15 protein-coding genes and 2 tRNA genes are annotated in these 20288 nt (G+C 61.7%); 6 read left to right on the top strand and 11 right to left on the bottom strand.

The annotated features are described in order from the left end of the window. Window positions 1-52: 52 nt before the first annotated feature. A tRNA-Asp gene (locus CMV30_RS03335) sits at window positions 53-129 on the bottom strand. Between the two features lie 130 nt (window positions 130-259). Between CMV30_RS03335 and CMV30_RS03330 the strand changes: the two genes are divergently transcribed. Beyond that, window positions 260-336, top strand: a tRNA-Arg gene (locus CMV30_RS03330). A 56-nt stretch (window positions 337-392) separates the two neighbouring features. On the opposite strand, the gene CMV30_RS03325 is transcribed toward CMV30_RS03330, so the two are convergent. Further along, window positions 393-851, bottom strand: coding sequence for a hypothetical protein (locus CMV30_RS03325; RefSeq protein ID WP_096054698.1), 459 nt, complete (start codon window positions 849-851; stop codon window positions 393-395). A 124-nt stretch (window positions 852-975) separates the two neighbouring features. On the opposite strand from CMV30_RS03325, the gene argH reads away from it, so the two are divergent. Beyond that, window positions 976-2376 (top strand): argininosuccinate lyase, encoded by a 1401-nt coding sequence (gene argH, locus CMV30_RS03320; protein WP_096054697.1) that lies wholly within the window; start codon window positions 976-978, stop codon window positions 2374-2376. A gap of 133 nt (window positions 2377-2509) precedes the next feature. Next, the gene (locus CMV30_RS03315) at window positions 2510-3973 is read left to right on the top strand and encodes an MFS transporter (RefSeq protein ID WP_096054696.1); all 1464 of its coding nucleotides are present in this window, start codon (window positions 2510-2512) and stop codon (window positions 3971-3973) included. Window positions 3974-4041: 68 nt separating this feature from the next. Here CMV30_RS03315 and CMV30_RS03310 read toward each other — a convergent pair whose 3' ends face one another. From CMV30_RS03310 to CMV30_RS20600, 5 genes are all read right to left on the bottom strand, one after another. Next, the gene (locus tag CMV30_RS03310) at window positions 4042-4947 is read right to left on the bottom strand and encodes an alpha/beta hydrolase (protein WP_217494448.1); all 906 of its coding nucleotides are present in this window, start codon (window positions 4945-4947) and stop codon (window positions 4042-4044) included. A 20-nt stretch (window positions 4948-4967) separates the two neighbouring features. Beyond that, complete coding sequence (locus CMV30_RS03305; RefSeq protein WP_096054695.1) at window positions 4968-5267, bottom strand: hypothetical protein; 300 nt, start codon at window positions 5265-5267, stop codon at window positions 4968-4970. Window positions 5268-5302: 35 nt separating this feature from the next. After that, the gene (locus tag CMV30_RS03300; protein WP_096057593.1) at window positions 5303-7939 is read right to left on the bottom strand and encodes a DEAD/DEAH box helicase; all 2637 of its coding nucleotides are present in this window, start codon (window positions 7937-7939) and stop codon (window positions 5303-5305) included. 225 nt (window positions 7940-8164) lie between these two features. Then, window positions 8165-9997: a pectate lyase family protein gene (locus CMV30_RS03295; protein WP_096054694.1), complete on the bottom strand. Its 1833-nt coding sequence runs from the start codon at window positions 9995-9997 to the stop codon at window positions 8165-8167. A gap of 190 nt (window positions 9998-10187) precedes the next feature. After that, on the bottom strand, window positions 10188-13019 hold the full coding sequence (locus CMV30_RS20600) for an Ig-like domain-containing protein (RefSeq protein ID WP_096054693.1): 2832 nt from the start codon (window positions 13017-13019) through the stop codon (window positions 10188-10190). Between the two features lie 281 nt (window positions 13020-13300). On the opposite strand from CMV30_RS20600, the gene xylB reads away from it, so the two are divergent. Next, entirely contained in the window at window positions 13301-14815 is a 1515-nt protein-coding gene (xylB, locus tag CMV30_RS03285) for a xylulokinase (RefSeq protein ID WP_096054692.1), read from the top strand. Between the two features lie 31 nt (window positions 14816-14846). Here xylB and CMV30_RS03280 read toward each other — a convergent pair whose 3' ends face one another. Continuing rightward, window positions 14847-15866, bottom strand: a complete 1020-nt coding sequence (locus CMV30_RS03280; protein ID WP_096054691.1) for an alpha/beta fold hydrolase — start codon at window positions 15864-15866, stop codon at window positions 14847-14849. A gap of 94 nt (window positions 15867-15960) precedes the next feature. On the opposite strand from CMV30_RS03280, the gene CMV30_RS03275 reads away from it, so the two are divergent. After that, the gene (locus CMV30_RS03275; RefSeq protein WP_096057592.1) at window positions 15961-16755 is read left to right on the top strand and encodes an inositol monophosphatase family protein; all 795 of its coding nucleotides are present in this window, start codon (window positions 15961-15963) and stop codon (window positions 16753-16755) included. Between the two features lie 215 nt (window positions 16756-16970). Here the strand turns inward: CMV30_RS03275 and CMV30_RS03270 are convergent, their stop codons facing one another. The 3 genes from CMV30_RS03270 to CMV30_RS03260 form a co-directional block, all read right to left on the bottom strand. Then, window positions 16971-18329, bottom strand: coding sequence for an MBL fold metallo-hydrolase (locus CMV30_RS03270; protein ID WP_096054690.1), 1359 nt, complete (start codon window positions 18327-18329; stop codon window positions 16971-16973). Between the two features lie 78 nt (window positions 18330-18407). Beyond that, window positions 18408-18776, bottom strand: coding sequence for a VOC family protein (locus CMV30_RS03265; protein WP_096054689.1), 369 nt, complete (start codon window positions 18774-18776; stop codon window positions 18408-18410). Window positions 18777-18800: 24 nt separating this feature from the next. After that, window positions 18801-19184 (bottom strand): Co(2+)/Mg(2+) efflux protein ApaG, encoded by a 384-nt coding sequence (locus CMV30_RS03260; RefSeq protein ID WP_245844385.1) that lies wholly within the window; start codon window positions 19182-19184, stop codon window positions 18801-18803. 293 nt (window positions 19185-19477) lie between these two features. On the opposite strand from CMV30_RS03260, the gene CMV30_RS03255 reads away from it, so the two are divergent. Beyond that, window positions 19478-20230, top strand: a complete 753-nt coding sequence (locus CMV30_RS03255) for a sulfite exporter TauE/SafE family protein (protein WP_096054688.1) — start codon at window positions 19478-19480, stop codon at window positions 20228-20230. Window positions 20231-20288 lie beyond the last annotated feature (58 nt).

The following is a 20288-nucleotide window of genomic DNA, read 5'->3' as shown; positions in this document are numbered from 1 at the left end:
ACCCGCAGGTGCATAAAAAACCCGCATCGGGTGAGGATGCGGGTTTCAAAACTGGCGGGATGAACGGGACTCGAACCCGCGACCTTCTGCGTGACAGGCAGACGCTCTAACCAACTGAGCTATCACCCCGGAAATGAGGAAAGAGGGCGGACGGTAGAAACGGAGGATTTCAAGTCAAGCGGTGTTTTTGAAAGAATGGCGGAGGCGTGGTTTTCCCTCTTGTCCCAAGGGGTGACGTCCTTACTACCGGTGTCGTTTTGCGGTGGTAGCTCAGCTGGATAGAGCAGCGGTTTTCTAAACCGCCGGTCGGGTGTTCGAGTCACCTCCACCGCACCACGTTTTTGAAGGCATCGCGGAAATGCTGAAGAGCCGAGGCGCGGGAGAGGACTCTGCTATGGTTTGAACTGATAGGTGCTGTTGAAGATGAGTTCGATCTTCTTGGTGACGAAGATGCGGACTTTGATGGTGCCCTCGGTGGCGCCGGGGGCGCTGGCGGTGACGTGACCTTCGATGCGGCGGTCTTCGCCGTCTTTATTTTTGGCGGTGCCGGTGAAGGGGACGCGTTCGCCGCGCTGGAGCTGGGCGAGTTGTTCGTCGGAGAAGTCGATGGAGAGCTGGCCCTCTTCGTTGTAGAAAAAATAGGGGAAGACTTTGGCGTGATAGGAGGTCGTGTAGGTCGCGTTTTCGCGTTTCAGGATGCCGGGCGTGAGCGTGACGTTGCCGATGTAGATGGAGGTTTTTGCCGGAGGGATGACCACTTGATCGTGCGGGGCGGCGGGCAGGAGGCCGGAGCAAAGCGCGAGGGCGAGCAGCGATAGACTGCGGAGTGACAGCGGTGCGCGGAAACGCATGGAGCGATAGTGCGGGCGGGGCGGAGGCGGGCAACTGCTGTTTGTTCGTGCCGTTTATGCTACGGGAATTGCCACGGTTTTCGCGTTGCGCGGTGAGGCGGGAGGGCGTGTGTTCGCAGGTCGTATGGCCAAACCCTCTCATGTCACCTGGGGCGGGCGCTTCAGCGCCGGTCCTGCCGAACTGATGCTCACGTTTAGCGAGTCCGTGTCGTTCGACCGGCGGCTAGCGCCGTTCGACATTCAGGGCAGCAAGGCTCACTCGGCCATGCTGGCGCATGTTGGCATCATCACGACGAAGGAGCGCGACGCGATTCATCGCGGGCTGGATGTTATTCTCGGCGAGATCGAGGCGGGGAAATTTGTCTGGGACAAGAAGCTCGAGGACGTCCACATGAACATCGAGCAGGCGCTGACCCAGCGCGTGCCGGCGGCGGCGCGGCTGCACACGGCGCGCAGCCGGAATGACCAGGTGGCGACGGACATGCGGTTGTTTTTCAAATACGCGTGCGCGGCGCTCGGTGAGAAGATCGTCCTGGCGCAGCGGGCGATCTTGAAGCTGGCCGAGGATAATCAGGATGTGCTGATCCCGGGCTACACGCATTTGCAGCGGGCGCAGCCGGTGTGGCTGGCGCATCATCTTTTCGCTTATCTCGAAATGCTGGAGCGCGACCGCGAGCGTCTGAAAGCAGTGGCGGATCACGCCAACTGGTGTCCGCTGGGCGCGGGCGCGATCGCGGGGACGACGCTGCCGATCGATCGTGAGTTCACGGCGGTGCAGCTCGGATTCGTGGATGCGAAGGGCAAGCCGCGGGTGACGCAGAACTCCATGGATACGGTGGCGGATCGCGACACGTTCATCGAGTTCGCTCATGCGTGCGCGTTGTTTGGCGTGCATGCGTCGCGCATCGCGGAGGATTTGATTTTGTGGAGCAGCGCGGAGTTCAAGTTTATCGAACTGCCGGACACGTTCTGCACGGGATCATCGCTCATGCCGCAGAAGAAGAATCCGGATTCGTGCGAGCTGTTGCGCGGCAAGTCGGCGCGGTTGCAGGGAAATCTACACACGCTGCTGACGCTCACGAAGGGGCTGCCGCTCACGTACAATCGCGATCTCCAGGAGGACAAGCCGCCGGTATTTGATTCGTTTGAGCAAACGGGACTGTGCGCGGAAGTGCTCGCAGGCACATTCACGGGTGCGGAGATGATTCGGAATCGTTGCGCGGAAGCGGTGGCTGATCCGGGCCTGCTGGCGACGGATATGGCGGACTACCTCGTGGAGAAGGGCGTGCCGTTTCGCGAGGCGCACCATGCAGTGGGCGCGGTGGTACGCATCGCGGAGAAGCTCACGGTGAAGTTGAACAACCTGCCGTACGAGGAAGTGCGCTCGGTGCACAAGGCGTTTGGGCCGGACTGGACGGAGGTCTTCGATTTGAAGCGCGCGATGAAGAAGCGCGCTGGGACTGGCATGCCGGGACCGGTGCAGATCAAGAAGCAGTTTGGGCGCTGGGCGAAGCTGCTGAAGTGAGCGTGGGCGTGCCGTTTTTTATTTTATCGCGGAAACGCTGAAGGGCGGAAGGGCTCACGCAAAGACGCCAAGTCGCAAAGAAAACCAACTTTGCGTTTTTGGAGGCTTGGCGTGAGATCACTGCTTAATTCCCGTGCTCCATTTAATTTTTCCGACGAAGAAGAGTGATCCGGAGCTGGCGCCGGTGCGGTCGGGGTTGGTGTTTGGATTTTTCAACGCGCTGACCTGGCAGGTTGGACTTGGAACGCCGCTGGTGTTGTTTGCGCAGCAACTGGGGGCGACTCCGTTGCAGGTGGGGCTGGCGACGTCGTTCGTGTTGTTGCTCACGCCGATTCAGATTTTGTCCACGGCGTTGCTGCCGCGTTACGGGTTTAAGAAAGTGATGCTGGGCGGGTGGGGGACGCGGAGTTTGTTTCTGGTGGTGCCGATCGTGCTGGCGGCGCTCGTGCCGTACTGGGGTGTGCTTGGGTGGATGGCGCAGGCGCTGGTGTGGAGTGTATTTTTCTTTTGTCTGTGTCGGTCGGTGGGAGCGGCGGCGTTTAATCCGTGGATCTATGCGATCGTGCCGGAGCGGGCGCGCGGGCGGTATTTTGCGAACGACCAGTTCGTGTCGAGTATCGCGAGTGTGGCGACGCTGCTGGTGTGCGCCGGGTTGTTTGCGCTGCTGCCGGTGTTCAACGCGTTGCTGGTGCAGTATGCGATCGCGCTGACGGGATCGACGTTGAGTTTCTTCGCGTTGAAGAAGCTGCCGGATGGGCCGAAGCCGGTGGCGATCAGCGTGGCGTCGGTGGTGCGCAGCACGCCGCGGCATATTTTTGCGCCGGGAATTTTCCGGACGTATCTGTGGATCGTCGTGGGGTACTGTGTGATCTCGACGCCGATTCCGGCGTTCGTGGCGTACTATTTGAAAGCGGTGCCGAAGTTTTCGTTGTGGGAGATCATCGGCTTCGAAGTGGTGCGGTACTTCGGCGTTTTTCTGTCGGCGTCGGTGATTCGTGGACGAATTGATCGCGTGGGGGCGAAGCCGTTTTTACTGATCTCGCTGGCGCTGTATGTGGTTGTGGGGAGTTTTTGGTGGCTGTTTTTGCGGAGCGGTTTTGGCGGAACGCCGGGGGTGATCGTGGCGTATTTTTTATTGGGAATGGGCGTGGCGGGGTGGACGATCGCGAATCTGGGGTATCTGCCGAAGATCGTGCCGGACGGGGAGCGGCCGCTGATGGTGTCGATTCACGGCGCGGTGACATCGTGTCTGGGCGGATGCGCGCCGATTGTGTGGGGCTGGTTTTTGAAAACGCCGGCGGACGAAAACGGTGGCGGCGGGGAGATCGATGTCGCGGTGTTCGGGTGGTTTTTTGTGAGCGTGATCGTGAGCGCGCTGGTGTTGAGCTGGCTCGTGAAGAAGCTGCCGGAGAATACGGAGGAGAAGGTGGAGCCGCTTTCGATTGGGAGTGCGGTGCTGCGGCCGTTCCGGGCGATGTCGTATCTGGTGAGTTTGATCGAGCAGCCGAAGAAGGGGGGCGCGGCGCAGGTGGACGAACCGGAGAATGGAAAAACGGATACGGAAGATCGCGCAGACGCGGAGGGGCGGAAGCGCTGAGAGGGCGCAGGGGGAGGAGGAAGTTTCGCGATCGGAGGCGTCGCGCGAGCGCGAGCCCTACGTCGGAATTATGGGGTGATCCAGCCGTGGAGGCGGAGCCAGGCTTCGAGGAGGACGGGCCAGTCGGAGGTGGGCCCGTTGCCGGCTCTCATGCCGACGCCGTGGCCGCCTTTTTCGAAGACGTGGAGTTCTGCGGGGACTTTGTTGCGCTTGAGCGCGGCGTAGAAGGCGAGGGCGTTTTCGACAGGGACGGCGCCGTCTTCCGTGGTGTGGAAGAGGAAGGTGGGCGGTGTGGCGGCGGTGACTTGGTTTTCGGTGGACCAGCGGGCGATGAGCTCGGGCGTGGGGTTTTCGCCGAGGAGGGCTTTGCGGGAGCCGGCGTGGGTATTGGGTTCGGTCATGGTGATGACCGGGTAGCAGAGGATCGCGAAGTCGGGACGGGCACTGACCGAGTCGAGGGCGTTGCCGGTTTTGCCTTCGGGCGCCTCGAACAGTGTGGCGGCGGAGGAAGAGAGATGTCCGCCGGCGGAGGAGCCCATAATGCCGATGCGGTCGGGCTTCACACCGAACTCTGCGGCACGGGAGCGGATGAGGCGGATGGAACGAAGGGCGTCTTGAAGCGGGGCGGGCTGGCCGTATTCGACCATCCGGTACTTGAGGACGAAGGCGGTGATGCCGCGGGTGTTGAGCCACTGGGCGTACTCGACGCCTTCTTTGTCCATCGCGAGGCGCATGTAGCCTCCGCCGGGGCAGACGATGACAGCGGTGCCGTTGGCTTTGTCGGCTGGCGCTGGATAAACGGTCAGCGAAGGGTGATGGATGTTGGACGTGCGGTTATCGGTGGTCTTCTCGTCGGTTGCGTCGGCGCGGAGATTGGGAACGCCTTCTGGCCAGAGTGGAATGACGGTGGGTTCGGCGGCGGACATGAGGGCGGTGAAGGCCAGTGTGAGCGAGGCGAGGATGGAGAGTTTCATGGGGATAAAGTGATGTCTGGTTATTTTAATGAGGCGGCAATCATGGCTATCATTTTAAGTCCGAAGCCTGCGGCCAAGACAGTGGCTGTCAGCGATACGAAGAGGATGAGACCGCGCAGGGCTTTCTTCCGGTAAGTCTGACCCCGCACCGTCAAGTTCGCCGGACTGATCGTGGCGTTGAGAGGATTCCATCCATAGCGGCTCTTCTTTTCTGGCTGAATTTCTGAAGCCGCGGCGATCCAGTATCCGGTACCGTAGAGAAGCGCTACGAGCGCGCTGGCCCAGACCAAAATGAAGAGGACGAATAGGATTTGAGGCATGGATTACGGGATGAACGATATAGGCGCTCCCGGCACTAGGAGCCGGCGGGGATATCGGCATTTTCGGAGGTACCGATTTCGTGGATGGTGTTGAAGACTAGGACGGGGCGGTTTTCGAGGCGAGAGGCGGTGAGGTCGATGGTGAATTGGGCTTCCCAGTCGTTGAGCGATTCGGGGTCGGCGAGTACTTGGGCGACGGGCCAGACGGAGCGGACGTTGAGCGGGGTGTCGTCGAGGGATTCGAAATGGGTGTGTTTCGCGGAGCGGCCTTCGGGGTCGAGGCGGAAGCGGGTGCGGGCGTCGAAGTAGGGCTTGAAGGCGTCTTCGAGTTTGCGGGCGGCGGCTTTGCGCGCGGGGTCTTCGGGGTCGTCGCTGAGGCCAGAGGCCGTGAGGCGGTAGAGGGCGGCGTCCCAGGAGCGGGCGGCGATGTCCTGAAGGAAGCCGAGGATGGCGGTGCGGACGAGGCGTTGGAATGCGGATACGTCGCGGGTGATGTCGAAGTTGGACGGGCGCGCGGGTTTGTCGGTGGCGAGTTCTTGGGCGACGTAGTCGGGGTTGCGCATGCGTTCCCATTCTTCGAGGAGACTGGAGTCGATGCCGCGGATGAGTTCGCGGAAGTAGAGTTCCATTTCGACGACCTCTTCGGTTTTGGCGTCGTCGGGGACAGTTTGAGCGAGGACTTTCCAGACTTGGGAGAGGTGGCGGAGGAGGAGGCCTTCGGAGCGCTGCAGACCGTAGTCGCGGATGTAGTCGGCGAAGGACATGTAACGCTCGTACATCTCGCGGGCGATGGACTTGGGGCGGACGTTTTCCTGACCGACCCATGGGTGCGCGGCGGCGAAGGCGTTGAAGGTATCGTAGAGGAATTCGCGGAGCGGTTTGGGGTGCTCGATGAGTTCGAGTTTTTCCATGCGCTCGTCGTAGGGGATGTCGGCGGCTTTCATGCGCGCGAGCTCCTCGGTCTTGATGACGTCGACCTGGCGGCGGAGGATCGTCTCGGGATTTTCGACGATGGATTCGCAGAGCGTGAGGACGTCGTAGGGATAATCCGGTGACTCGCGGTCGAGCTTCGGGAGAGTGTCGATGAGATAGAGCGAGAGCGCTTGGTGAAGAGAGAAGTCGTCCTGGAGGCCGACGTTGACCTTGAGTTTCCGGCCAGAGGGCTCGGGCGGAATCCAGTCGATGATTTTGCGGTCGAGGAGCGCGCGGAAGAGCTGCCAGGCGCGGCGGCGGAGGGCTTTTTTGCGGTGCGGGGTTTCGTGGCTGTCGGCAATGAGCTGGCGCATGACGCGGCAGCCGTCTTCGTCGCGCGAGAGGACCTGCATCAACATGCCGTGGGAAACATCGAAGCGGGATTGCAGGCCTTCGGGCTGGGCAGTCATGAGCTTCTCGAAAGTTTTCGCATCCCAACCGACGGCGCCCTCGGGGGCTTTTTGTTTCACGAGCTTCTTGGCCTTCTTCGGATCGCCGGCGGCTTTTTCCTCGGCGCGTTTGTTTTCGATGACGTGCTCGGGGGCTTGGATGATGACGTAGCCGACATCGTCGTAGCCTTTGCGGCCGGCGCGGCCGGCGATCTGGCGGAAATCGCGGACGGAGAGGATGCCTGCTTTTTGGCCGTCGTATTTGAAGAGCTGGGTGAAGACGACGGTGCGGATGGGGACGTTGATGCCGACGCCGAGGGTGTCGGTGCCGCAGATGAGTTTGAGGAGGCCTTTTTGCGCGAGCTGCTCGACGAGGATGCGGTAGCGCGGGAGGAGGCCGGCGTGGTGGACGCCGATGCCGTGGCGGAGCCAGCGTTTCACTTCTTTCCCGTAGGGACTGTTGAAGCGGACCCCTTCGAGGGCTTTGGCGATTTCGGCTTTCTCTTCGCGCGTGCAGATCGTGAGGCTCATCAACGACTGCGCGGCCTCGGAGGCGTCGCGTTGCGTGAAGTAGACGAGGTAGACCGGCGCTTTTTTCCCCGTGAGCAGATCGGCGACGCGCTCGGCGAGGGGCGTTTCGCTGTATTCGAAATTCAACGGCACGGGGCGGCGGTCGCTGCGGACGGTGACGGCGGGGGCTTTGGTGACGCGGGTGAGTTCGCGCTCGATGAAGTCGGCCGGGCCGAGCGTGGCCGACATGAGGAGGAAGCGCGTGCGCGGCATGAGCAGGAGCGGGACTTGCCAGGCGGTGCCGCGGGACTGGTCGGAGTAATAGTGAAACTCGTCCATGATGACGGCGCCGATGGAGTCGGCGCGTTCGCCACCGGCGAGGGCGATGTTGGCGAGAATTTCGGCGGTGCAGCAGAGGACCGCGGCGTCGGGATTAACAGAGGCGTCGCCGGTCATCATGCCGACGTTGTCGGGACCGAAGTCGCGGCAGAGGGAGAGAAATTTTTCGTTTACGAGGGCCTTGATCGGGCAGGTGTAGACGGAGCGGCGGCCGGCGCAGAGGGCCTTGTAGTGAAACGCGGCAGCGACGAGGGATTTGCCGGAGCCGGTGGGGGTGTTGAGGATGACGTTGGCACCGCCGAAGAGTTCGAGGATGGCTTCTTCCTGCTCGGGGTAGAGCTGCATCTTGCGCTCGGCCATGACGGCGATGAAGCGGGTCATCGCGGCGTCTGCATCGGGGAAGCCGGGAGGTGGGGCGAGGGGGGCGGGCGGGAGCGAAGATTGCGGAGCGGTGTCGGACATGAACGCGGTGCGGTGGAGGAGGAGACGTTTGGAGCGGAGGAGCAAGCGTGACGGGCGGAGGACGGAGACGGAATTTTGGGACAGGATTAACCGGAGGAACAGGAATTCAGAGAACTGTTGGGAGGCGATTGCGGAAACGCGGAAGGGCGGAGGCGCGGAATTTGGAAAAGAAAAAGGCCCGCCGGGGAGGGCGGGCCTAGTCGCGTGCGTGTGAAAGCGTCGGCGTTATTTACGAGAATGAATGCGATGGGCGGCCAATATGGTCAGGGCGATTAAGAACCAAACTGAAGGGGAGCCGCCTCCACCGCCGCCGCCAGTTCCGCTGTTTGATGCAGGCGGGTTTTCGCCGGCGATGAAGGGGACGCTGAGGGCGATGGTTTTAGGCGAGCTGACGATGGTGTCGCCGTCCATGAGCGTGATTGTCGCTGTGTAGGTGCCGTTGTTCGTGAGTTGGGCGTTGGAGACGGTGTAGCTCGCGGCAGTGGCGCCGGGAATGGGTGTGTTGTCGAGGCGCCATTGGTAGGTGGCTCCGGCGATGTTGGTGAGCGAGGCCTGGAGCGTGAAGGTGCCGCCGACGGGAATGGAGAAGAGCGTTTCGGCGATCGACATGGAGCCGAACTGGATAGACGCGGAGAGTGCACCCGCGGTGTTGCCGGCGTAGGTCGCGATCGCGGAGGGAAGGCCGGTGTTGTTGAGGGTGGCGTAAGAGTACGGAGGGACGAAGACGTTGTCGGAACCGGTGTCGGGTGCGGTTCCGGTGGTAGCGGTGTAGGTATTACCGAGTGTCCGGATGAGGCCACCGCTGGATTTGGTGAGTGGTGAAGCGATGCTGTGGTAGAGATTGCGCTCGCTGAGGAGCTGGGAGCTGGCACGTGCTTCGGTGCCTGCGACGTTGGGTGTGCTGGGGGCGGGTTTGAAGTAATTACTGTACTGGTGGATGTGGCCGTAGGTCGTGACCGGCATGCGTTGTTCAATGAGATCGGACCACCAATTGTGATGGAGGGTGATGTGGAGCGGCTTGGTTTCGCCGGAGGGGGCGCCGATGAGCATGCCGAGGCGAAGACGGGGCTGGCCGGGTTGATAATAAAATTCGCACCAGGAAAAAGTCACGTTGTCGGCGCCCCCGGTGACTGTGGCGAGGTAACCTTCGGCGTCGAAGAAGGAGCAGTGCGTCACGTAGATGCGGGAAGCGCCTGAAATAATTAAGGGGGTGCCGCCAGTCCCGGCCAAAGCGGCCAGAGTGCCTCCGGGAGAACTCCATAGGGCGTCGAAATCTGCGAGGGAGGGCGGGGATATTTCGGCACCGTCTTCAGGCACTGTGGGGTAGGTTAAGTTAAGGCCGCGAATGATCACGTTGCTCACGCCCGGGCCAATGAAGAGCTGGCCATCGATCGAGGCGGCGGCGTTCTGACCTTGGATGGTTTTGTCGGATTTGATGGAGACGCCGGGAAGGGCCCGAAGATCGATGGTGCCGGAAACGGTGATGACGGCTGGGGCGGAGGACTCGGCTTGCGTTTTGAATTCAGCAGCGGTCGTGACGATAACGGGGGTGATGTTACCTCCGCCGGTGGCTCCTCGTGCGAATCCGTCGGCGATCGGAGCAGTAATGACAGCACCGGGTTCCGGAACGAAGCGCGGGGCCGTAAAAAGGCGCCCTTGGAAGGCGACGCTTGCGGCGCTCACGGGAGAAACTTCCAGGGTGGCGGTGCTGCTGGTAGTCGTGGCCGAGGGATTGGTTATATCGACGGTGTAGTTTCCGCTGTCGCCGCGTTGCGCGGAGGCGATTTCGAATGAGTCGCGGGTGGCAGCGGCGATGGCGAAGCCGTCTTTTTTCCACTGATACGCGAGGTCGGATTCGCGCGTAACGACGAACAGTGTCACGGCGCTACCCGCCTTCACGGTTTGTGAGAGCGGCTGGGTTGCGATCACAGGTGCCGCTTCGGCGGCGAGGGAGTCTGCGTTGAGCGCGAGGTCGTTTGCGAATACCGCGCTGGCGGCGAAGGCGCAGATAAGTGCGATGACGTTGAGCACGCGAGGACCGGGGGTGAGGTGAAGCATGGATCGGGAAACGGATGCCGGTGAGAGTGCCAGCGCCGCCGGGCCGGAAAATGCAGAGGCGATCATACGACCGGCAAGAGGAAACCACGGGATGTGGCGCCGGGTTATACGGCTATAAAAGAGCGAGCCACGCCGATCCAGAATTGGCGTGGATCGCTCTTTCGGCGAAGCGGGAAACAAGCTAGCGCGGCTACGGAATGGAGGTGGCGCGGAAGAAGCGGCGGGTGGCGCCGGTAAGGTTCGTGGGAACGGTGAAGGGGTAGGCTTCGCCGGTGGCGGTGATGGTTTGCAGGTCGATCCAAGTGACGAGGTCGTCGGAGTATTGGATTTTATAGGTCTGGCCGGGAACGCCGATGAATTCGTTGCTGAAGGTGGTGGCGTTGCGGGTGAGTGCGAGAGTGGGATCGGGGATGGCGTAGGTGCGGACGCCGATGTCGCGGGTCATGGTGCTGCCGACGGAATCGGTGACGGTGAAGGAGAAGCGGGCGATGCCTTCGAAGCTGGCGGCGGGGGTGTAGCGGACAGTTTTGCCGTTGCCGATAAGTTGAACGGTGCCGGCGGTCGGAGTGCCGAGCGTGAAGACAGGGACGCTGGTGTACCCGCGACTGAGGGCACTGAGGTCGATGTCGACGGAACCGTTGATGGCGGAGTTGTAGCGCGGGAGGGCGAGCCAGTTGAGGTAGTCTTCGAGGTTGGTGAAGCCGTCATTGTCGAGGTCGGCGTTGGACTCGGAGAAGTCATTGGCGGCGGAGCGCGAGTTGAGGCCGAAGAGGGTTTCCCACCAGTCGGGCATGCCGTCGCGGTCGGTATCGAAATTGTCGGCACGCTTCATCTCGGGGTAGTTTTCCCAGCCGCCGACGTCAGCGGTGGTGTCTGGGAGGCCGCGTTTGCCGCTGATGCTGCCGGTGTAGGTGTAGGTGCCGTTGAGGGTTTCGTTGATGATGCGGATGTCGCGGTCGTCGATTTGCGGCTGATTGCAGCCGACATCGGAGAGCACCTGTTTGTAGGCGTCGGCGGCGCTGTGGATCGTGGCGTAGGACGGGAAGAAGGGGGCGTTGACGAGAGCGGTGTAGGCGGGCGTGGAGTTTTGCGGGAGGGTGCCGCCGTTCTCGGTGCCGATGGTGAAGCCGGCGGCTTGGTTAGATTCGTCGAAGCGGCCGGGCATGACATTGCCGGACATGTAATACTGCTGGGTGCCGGGGAAGCCGCCGTATTGAGGATTCAACGCCGTGAACTTGGTCGTGGCGGCGCCGGTCTTGTAGTAGTTGTTAACGAAGTTGACCTCGTGCGCGCCGCCGTCGGTGGTGCGTCCGCCCCAGTTGTAGACGACGTTGTTGAAGATATCGAGACGGCCGGCGTAGTAGCCAGCAGCGTCGAGGCCGCCGGCCATGGACCAGTTGCGGCCCTCGTTGTGGGCGAGGAGATTGTGGTGGAGCGAAACGATGTCGCCGCCAACGGAGGCCGCGTAGCCGTGCGCGGTGCCGGCCGGGTAGTTTTGGTGTCCGGCGACGTTGAGCGCTTCGGAAAGGGAGCAGCGCTGGAAGGTGACATTTTTGGCTGTGCGGGTGCTGAGACCTTCGTCGATGCCCCAGCCAATGGAGCAGTGATCCATGATAACGTTGTTGCTGCCGGAGATGCCTGTGGCGTTTTGAGTTTCGCCGCTTTCTTTGCCGACGAGAACGCGGAGGAAGCGGACGATGACGTCGCTCGCGCCGCTCATGCCGAAGAGCTGCCGCTTGATGGTGATGCCTTTGCCGGGGGCGGTCTGGCCAGCGACGGTGATGTAAGGCTGGGCGGAGCTGATGACGATGTCGCTCTGGAGGGTGATGAGACCGGAGACGTCGAAGACGATGGTGCGCGGGCCGGTCTCCTGCTCGATGGCGTAGCGGAGCGTGCCGGGGATGGGTGTTGCCGCAGTCGCGTAATCCGCGAGCGAGGTGACGTGCACGACTTTGCCGCCGCGACCGCCGCGTGCGAAGCGGCCGTAGCCCTCGGCGCCAGGGAAGGCGAGCAGGCGGGGACGGAAGTACCAGACGGTGCCTTTGGTGACGTTGCCGTTGGAGTCGATTTCATCGACGCGCCAGTAATACGTGAGGTGGCCGTTGAGACCGGTGACGTTGTAGGAAAGCGCGGTTTGGTTGCCTTTGAATTCCGGCGAGGTGCGGGTGGCGGTGAGCACGGCGTTGCGGCTGGTGCCGAAATAAACATCGCGGGAGATGGAGTCGCCGCTTAGGGCGGCGGACCAGCTGAGTAGGAACGAACCGGAGTCGGCGTTGACGTGTTCGTCGGCGTCGGCGGGGGAAGGGGTGTTGGCGTTGCGGGAAGCGTTCGAGGTATCGATTTCGAACGCGTTAATCATGACGTTCTTCGTCGTGGAGGTGGACGAAGTCTCGGTGGAGAAAAGGATGGTCGTGACGGTGCTGGTGTCAGCGACGTCGAACTCCAGGTAGGCGATGGGCGCGGCGATGTTGGTGGCGGCGCGGATGGTGGGCTGGAGGTCGTTAACGATGAGGACGCCGTTGACGTAAACGTCGATGGGGGCGAGCGAGACGAGAGCGGAAGCGGCGTCCCAGGCATTGTGATACGTGAGGAGTGTGTGATGGCCGGCAGAGAGACCGGTGATGGTCATCTGCATTTCGCCGCCGGTGGTCATATTGGCGGGGGCAACGGTGAGGCCGTCACTGACGAGCTTGGCGGTGCCCTGGGCGCCGACTTGGTACCAGTTGCTCACGAGGCCGGTGCCGCCACGGGATTGAGAAGTGGCGGTCTGGGCGAAACTGACGGTGATCGCCTCTCCGGTGGCGGAGGTGAAGGATTTGGTGACGGCGGCGAGGCCGGAGGAGGCACCGCCGGTAGTGTCGGAGCTCCACTTGGTGTAGCCGGTCTCGGTTTCGGCGGCGGAGTTTTTGGAGTCGCGGTTGATGTCGACTTTGAGCTCGCCGGCCGAGAGCGGGCTACCGCAGCTCAGTGCGAGAAAGGCGAGAAAGGGGATGGAGCGAAGACGCAGCGGTGCTGAAGGCATGGAAAGAAACGGAGGGAACGACGGAAGCGGGGAAGGGAAGACAGCCCGGGTAGACGCGGGAAGTCATTATGGGTTTGGTTGGGGTGACGGAGGAGCGGCAAGGGGATTATTGCGCACCGTGTTGACTGGATGGATGGACAGTTGGCGGAGGACGATGCGCGAATGTTTGCGCGCGTTTTGTTTTGGAATCGGGCGGGTGGGCGGGCAAGACAAGCGGCTTCGCGGACGGTGGTCGGACGCGATTTTTTCGATTCTTTCACCCCGTTTCAGTTCATCCTCACATGAGTCTTTTCATCGGCATCGATTCCGGAACGCAGAGCACCAAGGCGGTCGTCCTCGACCTCGATACGCGCCAGGTCGTGGCGGAGGCGCGCGCGTCGCATCAGTTGATTGAGGGACTGCCGGTGGGGCACATGGAGCAGCATCCGCAGGATTGGACGGCGGCGATGGACAAGGTGATCCTAGAGGTGGCGTCGAAGATCGATCGCGCGCAGGTGCGCGGTATCGGTGTGTCGGGGCAGCAGCATGGATTCGTGCCGCTGGATGCGAAGGGTGAGGTGATCCGTCCGGCGAAGCTGTGGTGCGACACGAGCACCACGAAAGAATGCGCGCTGCTCACGAAGAAGCTGGGCGGAGACAAAGCGGCGTTGAAGAAGGCGGGGTTGTTGTTTCTGCCGGGATTCACGGCGCCGAAGATTTTGTGGCTGAAGCGGAATGAGCCGCATCATTACAAGCGGTTGAGGCATGTGCTGCTGCCACACGATTATTTGAATTTCCATCTGACGGGGAATTATTTCATGGAGCACGGCGATGCGTCGGGCACGGCGTTGATGGATGTGCGGAAGCGCACGTGGTCGAAGGATGCTGTCAACGCGATCGACAAGAACCTGTTGGACTGGCTGCCGGAGATTTCGGAGTCGAGCGAAGCGGCGGGGACGTTGCGGCCGGAGATCGCGGCGAAGTATGGATTTTCCAGTGACGTGGTCGTGAGCGCTGGCGGCGGCGACAATATGATGGGCGCGATCGGGACCGGGAATGTTTCGCCGGGCGTGGTGACGGCGAGCTTCGGGACGAGCGGGACAATCTATGCTTACGCAAACAAGCCGGTGGTCGATCCGACGGGGGAGATAGCGGCGTTTTGTTCGTCGTCGGGCGGGTGGCTGCCGTTGCTCTGCACGATGAATGTGACGACGGTGACGGAGCAGGTGCGGGCGTTGTTTGGCTACGATCACGCGGCGCTGACGGCGGCGGTGTCGGCGGCTCCGGTGGGTGCGGGCGGACTCGTGCTATTGCCGTATCTCGCGGGCGAGCGGACGCCGAATGTGCCGGATGGCTCGGGCGTGTTGCTCGGGTTGAACGGGAAGACTTTTTCCCCGGGACACATCGCGCGCGCCTCGATGGAAGGCGTGACGATGGGGATGAATTACGGATTGCAGCGGCTGGCGGGGCTCGGTGTGAAGGCGAAGGAGATTCGCGTCACGGGCGGCGGCGCGAAGTCAGGCGTGTGGCGTCAGATCATGGCGGATATTTTTGGCGTGCCGGTGGTCGGCATGGTCGAGGACGAAGGCGCGGCGGTGGGCGGGGCGTTGCAGGCGGCGTGGTGCGTTGCGCTGCGCGAAGGAAAGAAGAAGGCGAAGCTTAGCGATTTCACGAGCGGGGTGGTCGCGGTGGATGAAGAGACGCGGTGCCTGCCGTCGAAAGCGAACGTGGCGCGTTATCGGGAGCTGCAGAAAGTGCAGGACGGGTTGAGCGTGGCGCTGCGCGAGGTTTTCCCGGCGCAGCGGAAGCTGGCGTGAACGCTAGCCGCGGCGTGCTGTAGCAGAGCGGTTATTTTTTCTTCAGAAATATGAGGAGCGCCGAATGAAAGCGATCCGGCGCTTCGAGGTGCGGGATGTGGCCGACATTTTCAAGTTCGACTAGCTCGGAGCCGGAGATGTCGGCTTGGGCTGATTTCCCGAGAGCGGGATAATTGCCCAGCAGCGATCGCATGTCGGGAGTGGCATAGATTTTCCCCACAGCTGTGCGGTCGGCCTGGCCGATGACGAGTAAAGTAGGGCGCGCGATTTTTGCGAAGTCTCCACGAACGGGCTGTTGATAAATCATCTCGTAGGTGAGCGCGGAAACGTGAGCCCAACGAGGGAACTCGGCGCCACGCGTCAAGCGGTCGCGCATCTCGACGAAAGGCTCGACGATCGCGGGGCTCGGAGTGGCGTGGTAGTTGGAAACAAACTTGCGGTAATCGTCGGCTGTCTGAGTGAGTTCAGCATCACGAAGGGTCTCGATCGTCTGTGGAGGAATAGCGGACGCGTAGTCTTCCAGACCGATCGGATTTTCCAGGACCAAGTGGGTGACAAATTCCGGATGGTTGAGTGTGAATCGGACGGCGAGCATGCCGCCCATCGAGTGACCAACCACGGCGACTTGGGAAATTGCGAGGCGGTCCAGCAAGAGGGCGGTGTTTGCGGCCAGTTGATCGAACGTGTAGTTGATAATTGGTTTCGACGATTTCCCGAAGCCGATCTGGTCGGGGACGATCACCCGGTAGCCGGCGTCGCCGAGGGTACGAATAGTATTTTCCCAATAGCTGCCGTAGAAATTTTTCCCGTGAAGCAGGAGGACGGTATCTCCATTTGCGTGGGCGGGCCGCACATCCATGTAGGCCAGCCGCACTGGCTGACCCTCGACGTCCAAGGACAGGAATTTTACGGGGAACGGGTAGGGCGCACCTTCCATGGCGATGCCAAATGCGTCGTCGATAACGCGCGGTGACGAGGGAGGAGGCGTCTGCGCGGATAGGGATAAGACTGACAGTGCGATGGAGAAGAAAAGAAGAGACGTGAAGCGCATGGACCGTTGGTCCAGGTGGTGGAACTTCGGTTCCAGCGGCGAAATGCATGGAGGTGCTTGCTCGAATGCGGCGGGCGGTGCTGAGTGGTGCGATATGAGTTTAGATCTTCAGGCACGGATTGAAGCGGGCAAAGCGGCGGTGATGGCGCAGGCGGAATTGATGCACGCGGAGTTCGGTCGCGCGCAGAGCAACTGGAAGTATGACGGCACGCGAGTGACGGCGGTCGATATTGCGATCTCGGAGAATATCGTGCGGTTGATCGGGGAAAAGTTTCCCGGCGATCAGGTGTTCAGTGAGGAGCTGGCGGAGACGGATGTGCCGGTGCCGGTGACAGCGCGGTTTTTCTGGGTGCTCGATCCGATCGACGGGACGAATAATTATGCGACGGGGATCGCGCATTGCGCGATTTCACTGGGGCTTTTTGAAAACGGGCGGCCGGTGTACGGGCTGGTCTATGATATGAGCCGGCGGGTGTTGATTCATGGCGGGCCGGGGATCGGGCTGTGGGATGGAGAGAAGCCGGCGAAGGTGAAGAGCGAGGCGCCGACGCCGCAGAGTTTGCTGGGGTTTCATAGTCCGTTTGACCGGAAGTACGCGCAGCATGCGTCAGCGCTCGTGGAGAATTTTAAGATTCGCGGGCTGGGCAGCAGCACGCTGCATCTGGCTTATGTGGCGGTGGGGATTCTCGACGCGACGGTGGATCACAATGTGAAGATCTGGGACATCGCGGCGGCGATTCCGCTGTGCATCGCGGGCGGAGGGGAGGTGCAGTTTTTGAACGGCGAGCAGTTTCCGATGACGCAGTTCAATCTGAAGATGGGGCGCATCCAGTATGTAGCGGGCAATGCGGCGGTGTGCGCGAAGCTGCGGGGGTTGATCGGGGCGTGAGTTGAGTGCGGGCGGGACGAGGGCTGGGCGGTTCGCGGGCGAGGGTGAAGTGAATCGCAAAGATGCGAAGGCGCTAAGGTCGGAGCGAAGGTTTGAGCATGGGACCTATGGGACTTATGGCGGAGAGCGTGGTTTTTTTGGCGGCAGCCGAGGGCTGGACGCAAAAAAACGCGCACGGGAAAGTGCGCGTTTGAGATTGGTGACGTTTCGCGAGCTTAGACCTGGTAGGGCTGGAGCGGGACGGGGTCGATGACCGTCGTCTGGGGGAGCTTGATGGCGAGCTGTTCTTTGAACCAGTCACGGGCGGATTGCTCGCCGTGGGTGAGGATGATGCTGCGCGGGGTGGCCTGGACGGCGAATTCGAGGAGTTCTTCGCGGTCGGCGTGGCCGGAGAGTTCGAATTTTTCGACGCGGGCGTTGATCTTGGCTTTGACGCCGGCGGTTTTGAAGAGGAATTCGTCGCCGGTCTTGGCGGCGAGGAGTTCGCCACCCGGGGTCTCGGAGTCGCAGTAGCCGACGAAACCGATGGTGTTGCGCGCGTGGCTGATGAGGCCGGAGGCGAGCGTGTAAGAGGGCGTCCGCTCGACCAACATGCCGGAGCTGATGATGTAGAGGGCGTTTTGTTTGGGATCTTCGCCGGCGACGAGTTTGCGCGGAGCGGGCTGGATCTTGAGGTCTTTGATGACGTTCTTGGAGAAGTTCACGTGCTTGGTCTTGCGCGCGATTTCGTCGAGGTAGTCGGCGAGATCCATGCCGAGACCGGCGGCGAAGATCGGGCAGTCGACGAGTTTGCCGAATTTACGGGCGTCGCTGAGGATGGAGAGGATTTCCTGCTGACGGCCGAGGGCGAAGACGGGGAGGAGGAAGGAGCCGCCGCGGTTGATGGTGTCGTTGATGCTGGTGATGAGGCGGGCGACTTCTTCGACGCGGGATTTGCCGAGGGGGCGCTCAGTGTTTCCGCGCGTGGTCTCGATGATCATCGTGTCGAAGTGACCGGCGGGGAATTTCGCGCCGGGGAGGGTGCGCTGGTTTTCGAAGAGGACGTCGCCGGTGATGAAGATCTGGCGTTTCTTGTGATGGATTTCGACGGCGGCAGCACCGGCAACGTGGCCGGCGGGGTGGAAGATGATGGTGATCTCGTCTTTGCGGCCCTGGAAGCGTTTGGCCTGGTTATACGGGAAACCGAGGAGGCGCTTGGAGAGGCGGTCGATGTCGTCGTGGGTGAACAGGACGGGTTCTTTGCCGCCGTTATCCTCTTTTTGGCGGAGCATGACGCTCGCGGAGTTGTGCATCATGCGCTCGATGAGCATGCGGCTGGAAGTTGTCATGGCGACGGCGGCATCCTTTTGCTCACGCATAAGTACCGGGAGGCTGCCGATGTGGTCCAAGTGGCAGTGCGTGATGATGATAAGGTCCACGCGCACTCCGCGCAGCGGGCTGAAATCGGGGGTGGCGGTGCGGCCGGTTTGTTTCGGGTTCAGGCCGCTGTCGATGACGATGTTCAGGTCGCCAATCTGGAGAAAATGGCTGTTAGCCCCGATCCCGCCGTCGCGGTTCAAATCAATTAACTTCATGTATAAAGGATGAGTGAAGACGGCGCAGGGGGTGACCGGCAAGCGTTGATTCTGCCCGCCGAACAAACGGTGGACGTTTCAGGTCAGGAAAGCCCGGCGGGAGATCTGAATCGGGTTTTTGGCGGGGTCGCGGGCATTTGCAAATTCGTAGCCCTCGCCTTTGAATGTTTTGCCGAACTTCAGCCCCTTTTTGAGCGAGTTGCTTTTGAAAGTTTCGATGTCGTCCACATCGAACACGATTTTGATGCAGGACTGGCCGAGGCGGTGGCCTTTGCTGGCTTGGTGAAGCAGGAGGGAGAATTTCCTGTCGCCGGTGTCGATCTGGATCAGGTCGGCGTGGACCTCGGAGCGGGCTGAGAAGCCGAAGTGAGTAATGTAGAAGTCCGCGATTTTTTGCGGGTCTCGCACATAAAGCATGATGCGTGAGATCGGGGGTGGGAGACTCATAGTGGCGTCGGGCCGGGGGGCGGCTCAGGTGGCCGGGACACGCATGTCGAAGGGGGCGAGGAGCACGTGGATTTTGTTACCGAGCTCGTCGATACCGTGGAAGCAGCCGGCGGCGCGGGCATCGACGCCGGTGACGTGGTAGCTGTTGTAGGAAAAGTGTTCGCCGGGGGGGAGGCGGGGGGTTTCGCCGACGATTTTATCGCCTTCGACGACGAGGTGGGTGTCGTCGGCGTGCTGGATGACCCATTTGCGACCGAGCAGGGTGATGGTGCGGTCGGATGCGTTTTCGATGGTGATGAAGTAAACGAAGGCGTGGGGCTTGTCCTCGGGCAGGCTCATGCCGCCGTGGTGATAAACGAGTTTATCGAGACGGGCGGTGAGGCCGGGTAATGCGACGGAAGCGGACACGGGCGGATTGCTTTGCACAGGGGAACAAACGCACGCAAGGGCGGTTTGCAAACGGGGGCCGGTGTGGGTGGACGGGCGGACTGGCGGGGATATTGTTTTAACCACGGATTGCACGGAGGGCACGGATGATGGACCGGAGGAGGGAAGTGCGGACGCGAGGTCGGGCGGGTGAAGTATCGGGAGCAGCGATTGTCATTAGCAGCCGTGGATCGAGGTGCGGATGATGGTGATAGACGGGGGGCGCGGTGGCTTTCGGTTTGCGGCGGGTGGGCGGGTGCGAAAGGTGACGCGGAATGTTTTTTAGTGATTATGTCGGTGTGCTCGTGCTCGGTTTGCTTGGCAGCGGGCATTGCGTGGGGATGTGCGGGGCGTTCGCGATCGCGGCATCGGCGGGATCAAAAGGGGCTGGCGGGGTGGTGTTGCGGCAGGTGAGTTATCAAGTGGGGAAGGCGACGTCGTATGTGTTTCTTGGAGTCTTGCTGCTGCTGGCGGGGCAGTGGATAGAGGCGAGGACATCGATTGAGAATTTCCAGACGGTGCTCGGTGCGATCGCAGGTGCGGCGATGATCGTCGCGGGGCTGGCGTATGCGCTGGAGTGGCGGCTGCCGCCGGTGGTCGCGCGCTGGTGGCAGGGGAGCGCGGTGTGCGGAGCGCTGGGAGGATTGTGGCGCGCGCAGTCGTTGTTTAAGAGTTTGTTGATCGGGTGGGTGAATGGGTTTCTGCCGTGCGGGCTGTCGCTGATGGCACTGCTTTATTTGGTGAGTTTTAACTCGGCGAAGGGTGTGGTGCTGGGCGCGTATGTGTTCGGGCTGGCGACGTTGCCGGGGCTGCTGGCGGTGGCGCTCGTGGGGCAGAAGATCAGTGTGGCGAAGCGGCGCTGGCTGGTGCGGGCGAGCGGGGTGGCGCTGGTGGTTTTTGGCGTGCTCACGCTCGTGCGTGGGCAACCGGCGGTGCATCACTGGATGCATGAGCATCTGATGTGGGGAGATGGTGGGGCGGCTGGCGCGGGGCATGAGCATCACGGGCACGACGGGCATGCGCATTGAGGCGGAGTGGGCGGGTGGTGAGCCGCCGTTGACCGGTGCGGGGGGCTTCGCCACAACC

It is taken from the genome of Nibricoccus aquaticus (genome assembly GCF_002310495.1).
Taxonomy (GTDB): Bacteria; Verrucomicrobiota; Verrucomicrobiia; order Opitutales; family Opitutaceae; genus Nibricoccus; species Nibricoccus aquaticus.
This window is presented reverse-complemented; position numbering and strand designations above follow the sequence as displayed.

Bases quoted from the DNA above. Each gene is read 5' to 3' on its own strand.
- CMV30_RS03325 (WP_096054698.1), bottom strand. From the start codon at position 851: ATGCGTTTCCGCGCACCGCTGTCACTCCGCAGTCTATCGCTGCTCGCC.
- argH (WP_096054697.1), top strand. From the start codon at position 976: ATGGCCAAACCCTCTCATGTCACCTGGGGCGGGCGCTTCAGCGCCGGT.
- CMV30_RS03310 (WP_217494448.1), bottom strand. From the start codon at position 4,947: ATGAAACTCTCCATCCTCGCCTCGCTCACACTGGCCTTCACCGCCCTC.
- CMV30_RS03305 (WP_096054695.1), bottom strand. From the start codon at position 5,267: ATGCCTCAAATCCTATTCGTCCTCTTCATTTTGGTCTGGGCCAGCGCG.
- CMV30_RS03300 (WP_096057593.1), bottom strand. From the start codon at position 7,939: ATGTCCGACACCGCTCCGCAATCTTCGCTCCCGCCCGCCCCCCTCGCC.
- CMV30_RS03295 (WP_096054694.1), bottom strand. From the start codon at position 9,997: ATGCTTCACCTCACCCCCGGTCCTCGCGTGCTCAACGTCATCGCACTT.
- CMV30_RS20600 (WP_096054693.1), bottom strand. From the start codon at position 13,019: ATGCCTTCAGCACCGCTGCGTCTTCGCTCCATCCCCTTTCTCGCCTTT.
- xylB (WP_096054692.1), top strand. From the start codon at position 13,301: ATGAGTCTTTTCATCGGCATCGATTCCGGAACGCAGAGCACCAAGGCG.
- CMV30_RS03280 (WP_096054691.1), bottom strand. From the start codon at position 15,866: ATGCGCTTCACGTCTCTTCTTTTCTTCTCCATCGCACTGTCAGTCTTA.
- CMV30_RS03275 (WP_096057592.1), top strand. From the start codon at position 15,961: ATGAGTTTAGATCTTCAGGCACGGATTGAAGCGGGCAAAGCGGCGGTG.
- CMV30_RS03270 (WP_096054690.1), bottom strand. From the start codon at position 18,329: ATGAAGTTAATTGATTTGAACCGCGACGGCGGGATCGGGGCTAACAGC.
- CMV30_RS03265 (WP_096054689.1), bottom strand. From the start codon at position 18,776: ATGAGTCTCCCACCCCCGATCTCACGCATCATGCTTTATGTGCGAGAC.
- CMV30_RS03255 (WP_096054688.1), top strand. From the start codon at position 19,478: ATGTTTTTTAGTGATTATGTCGGTGTGCTCGTGCTCGGTTTGCTTGGC.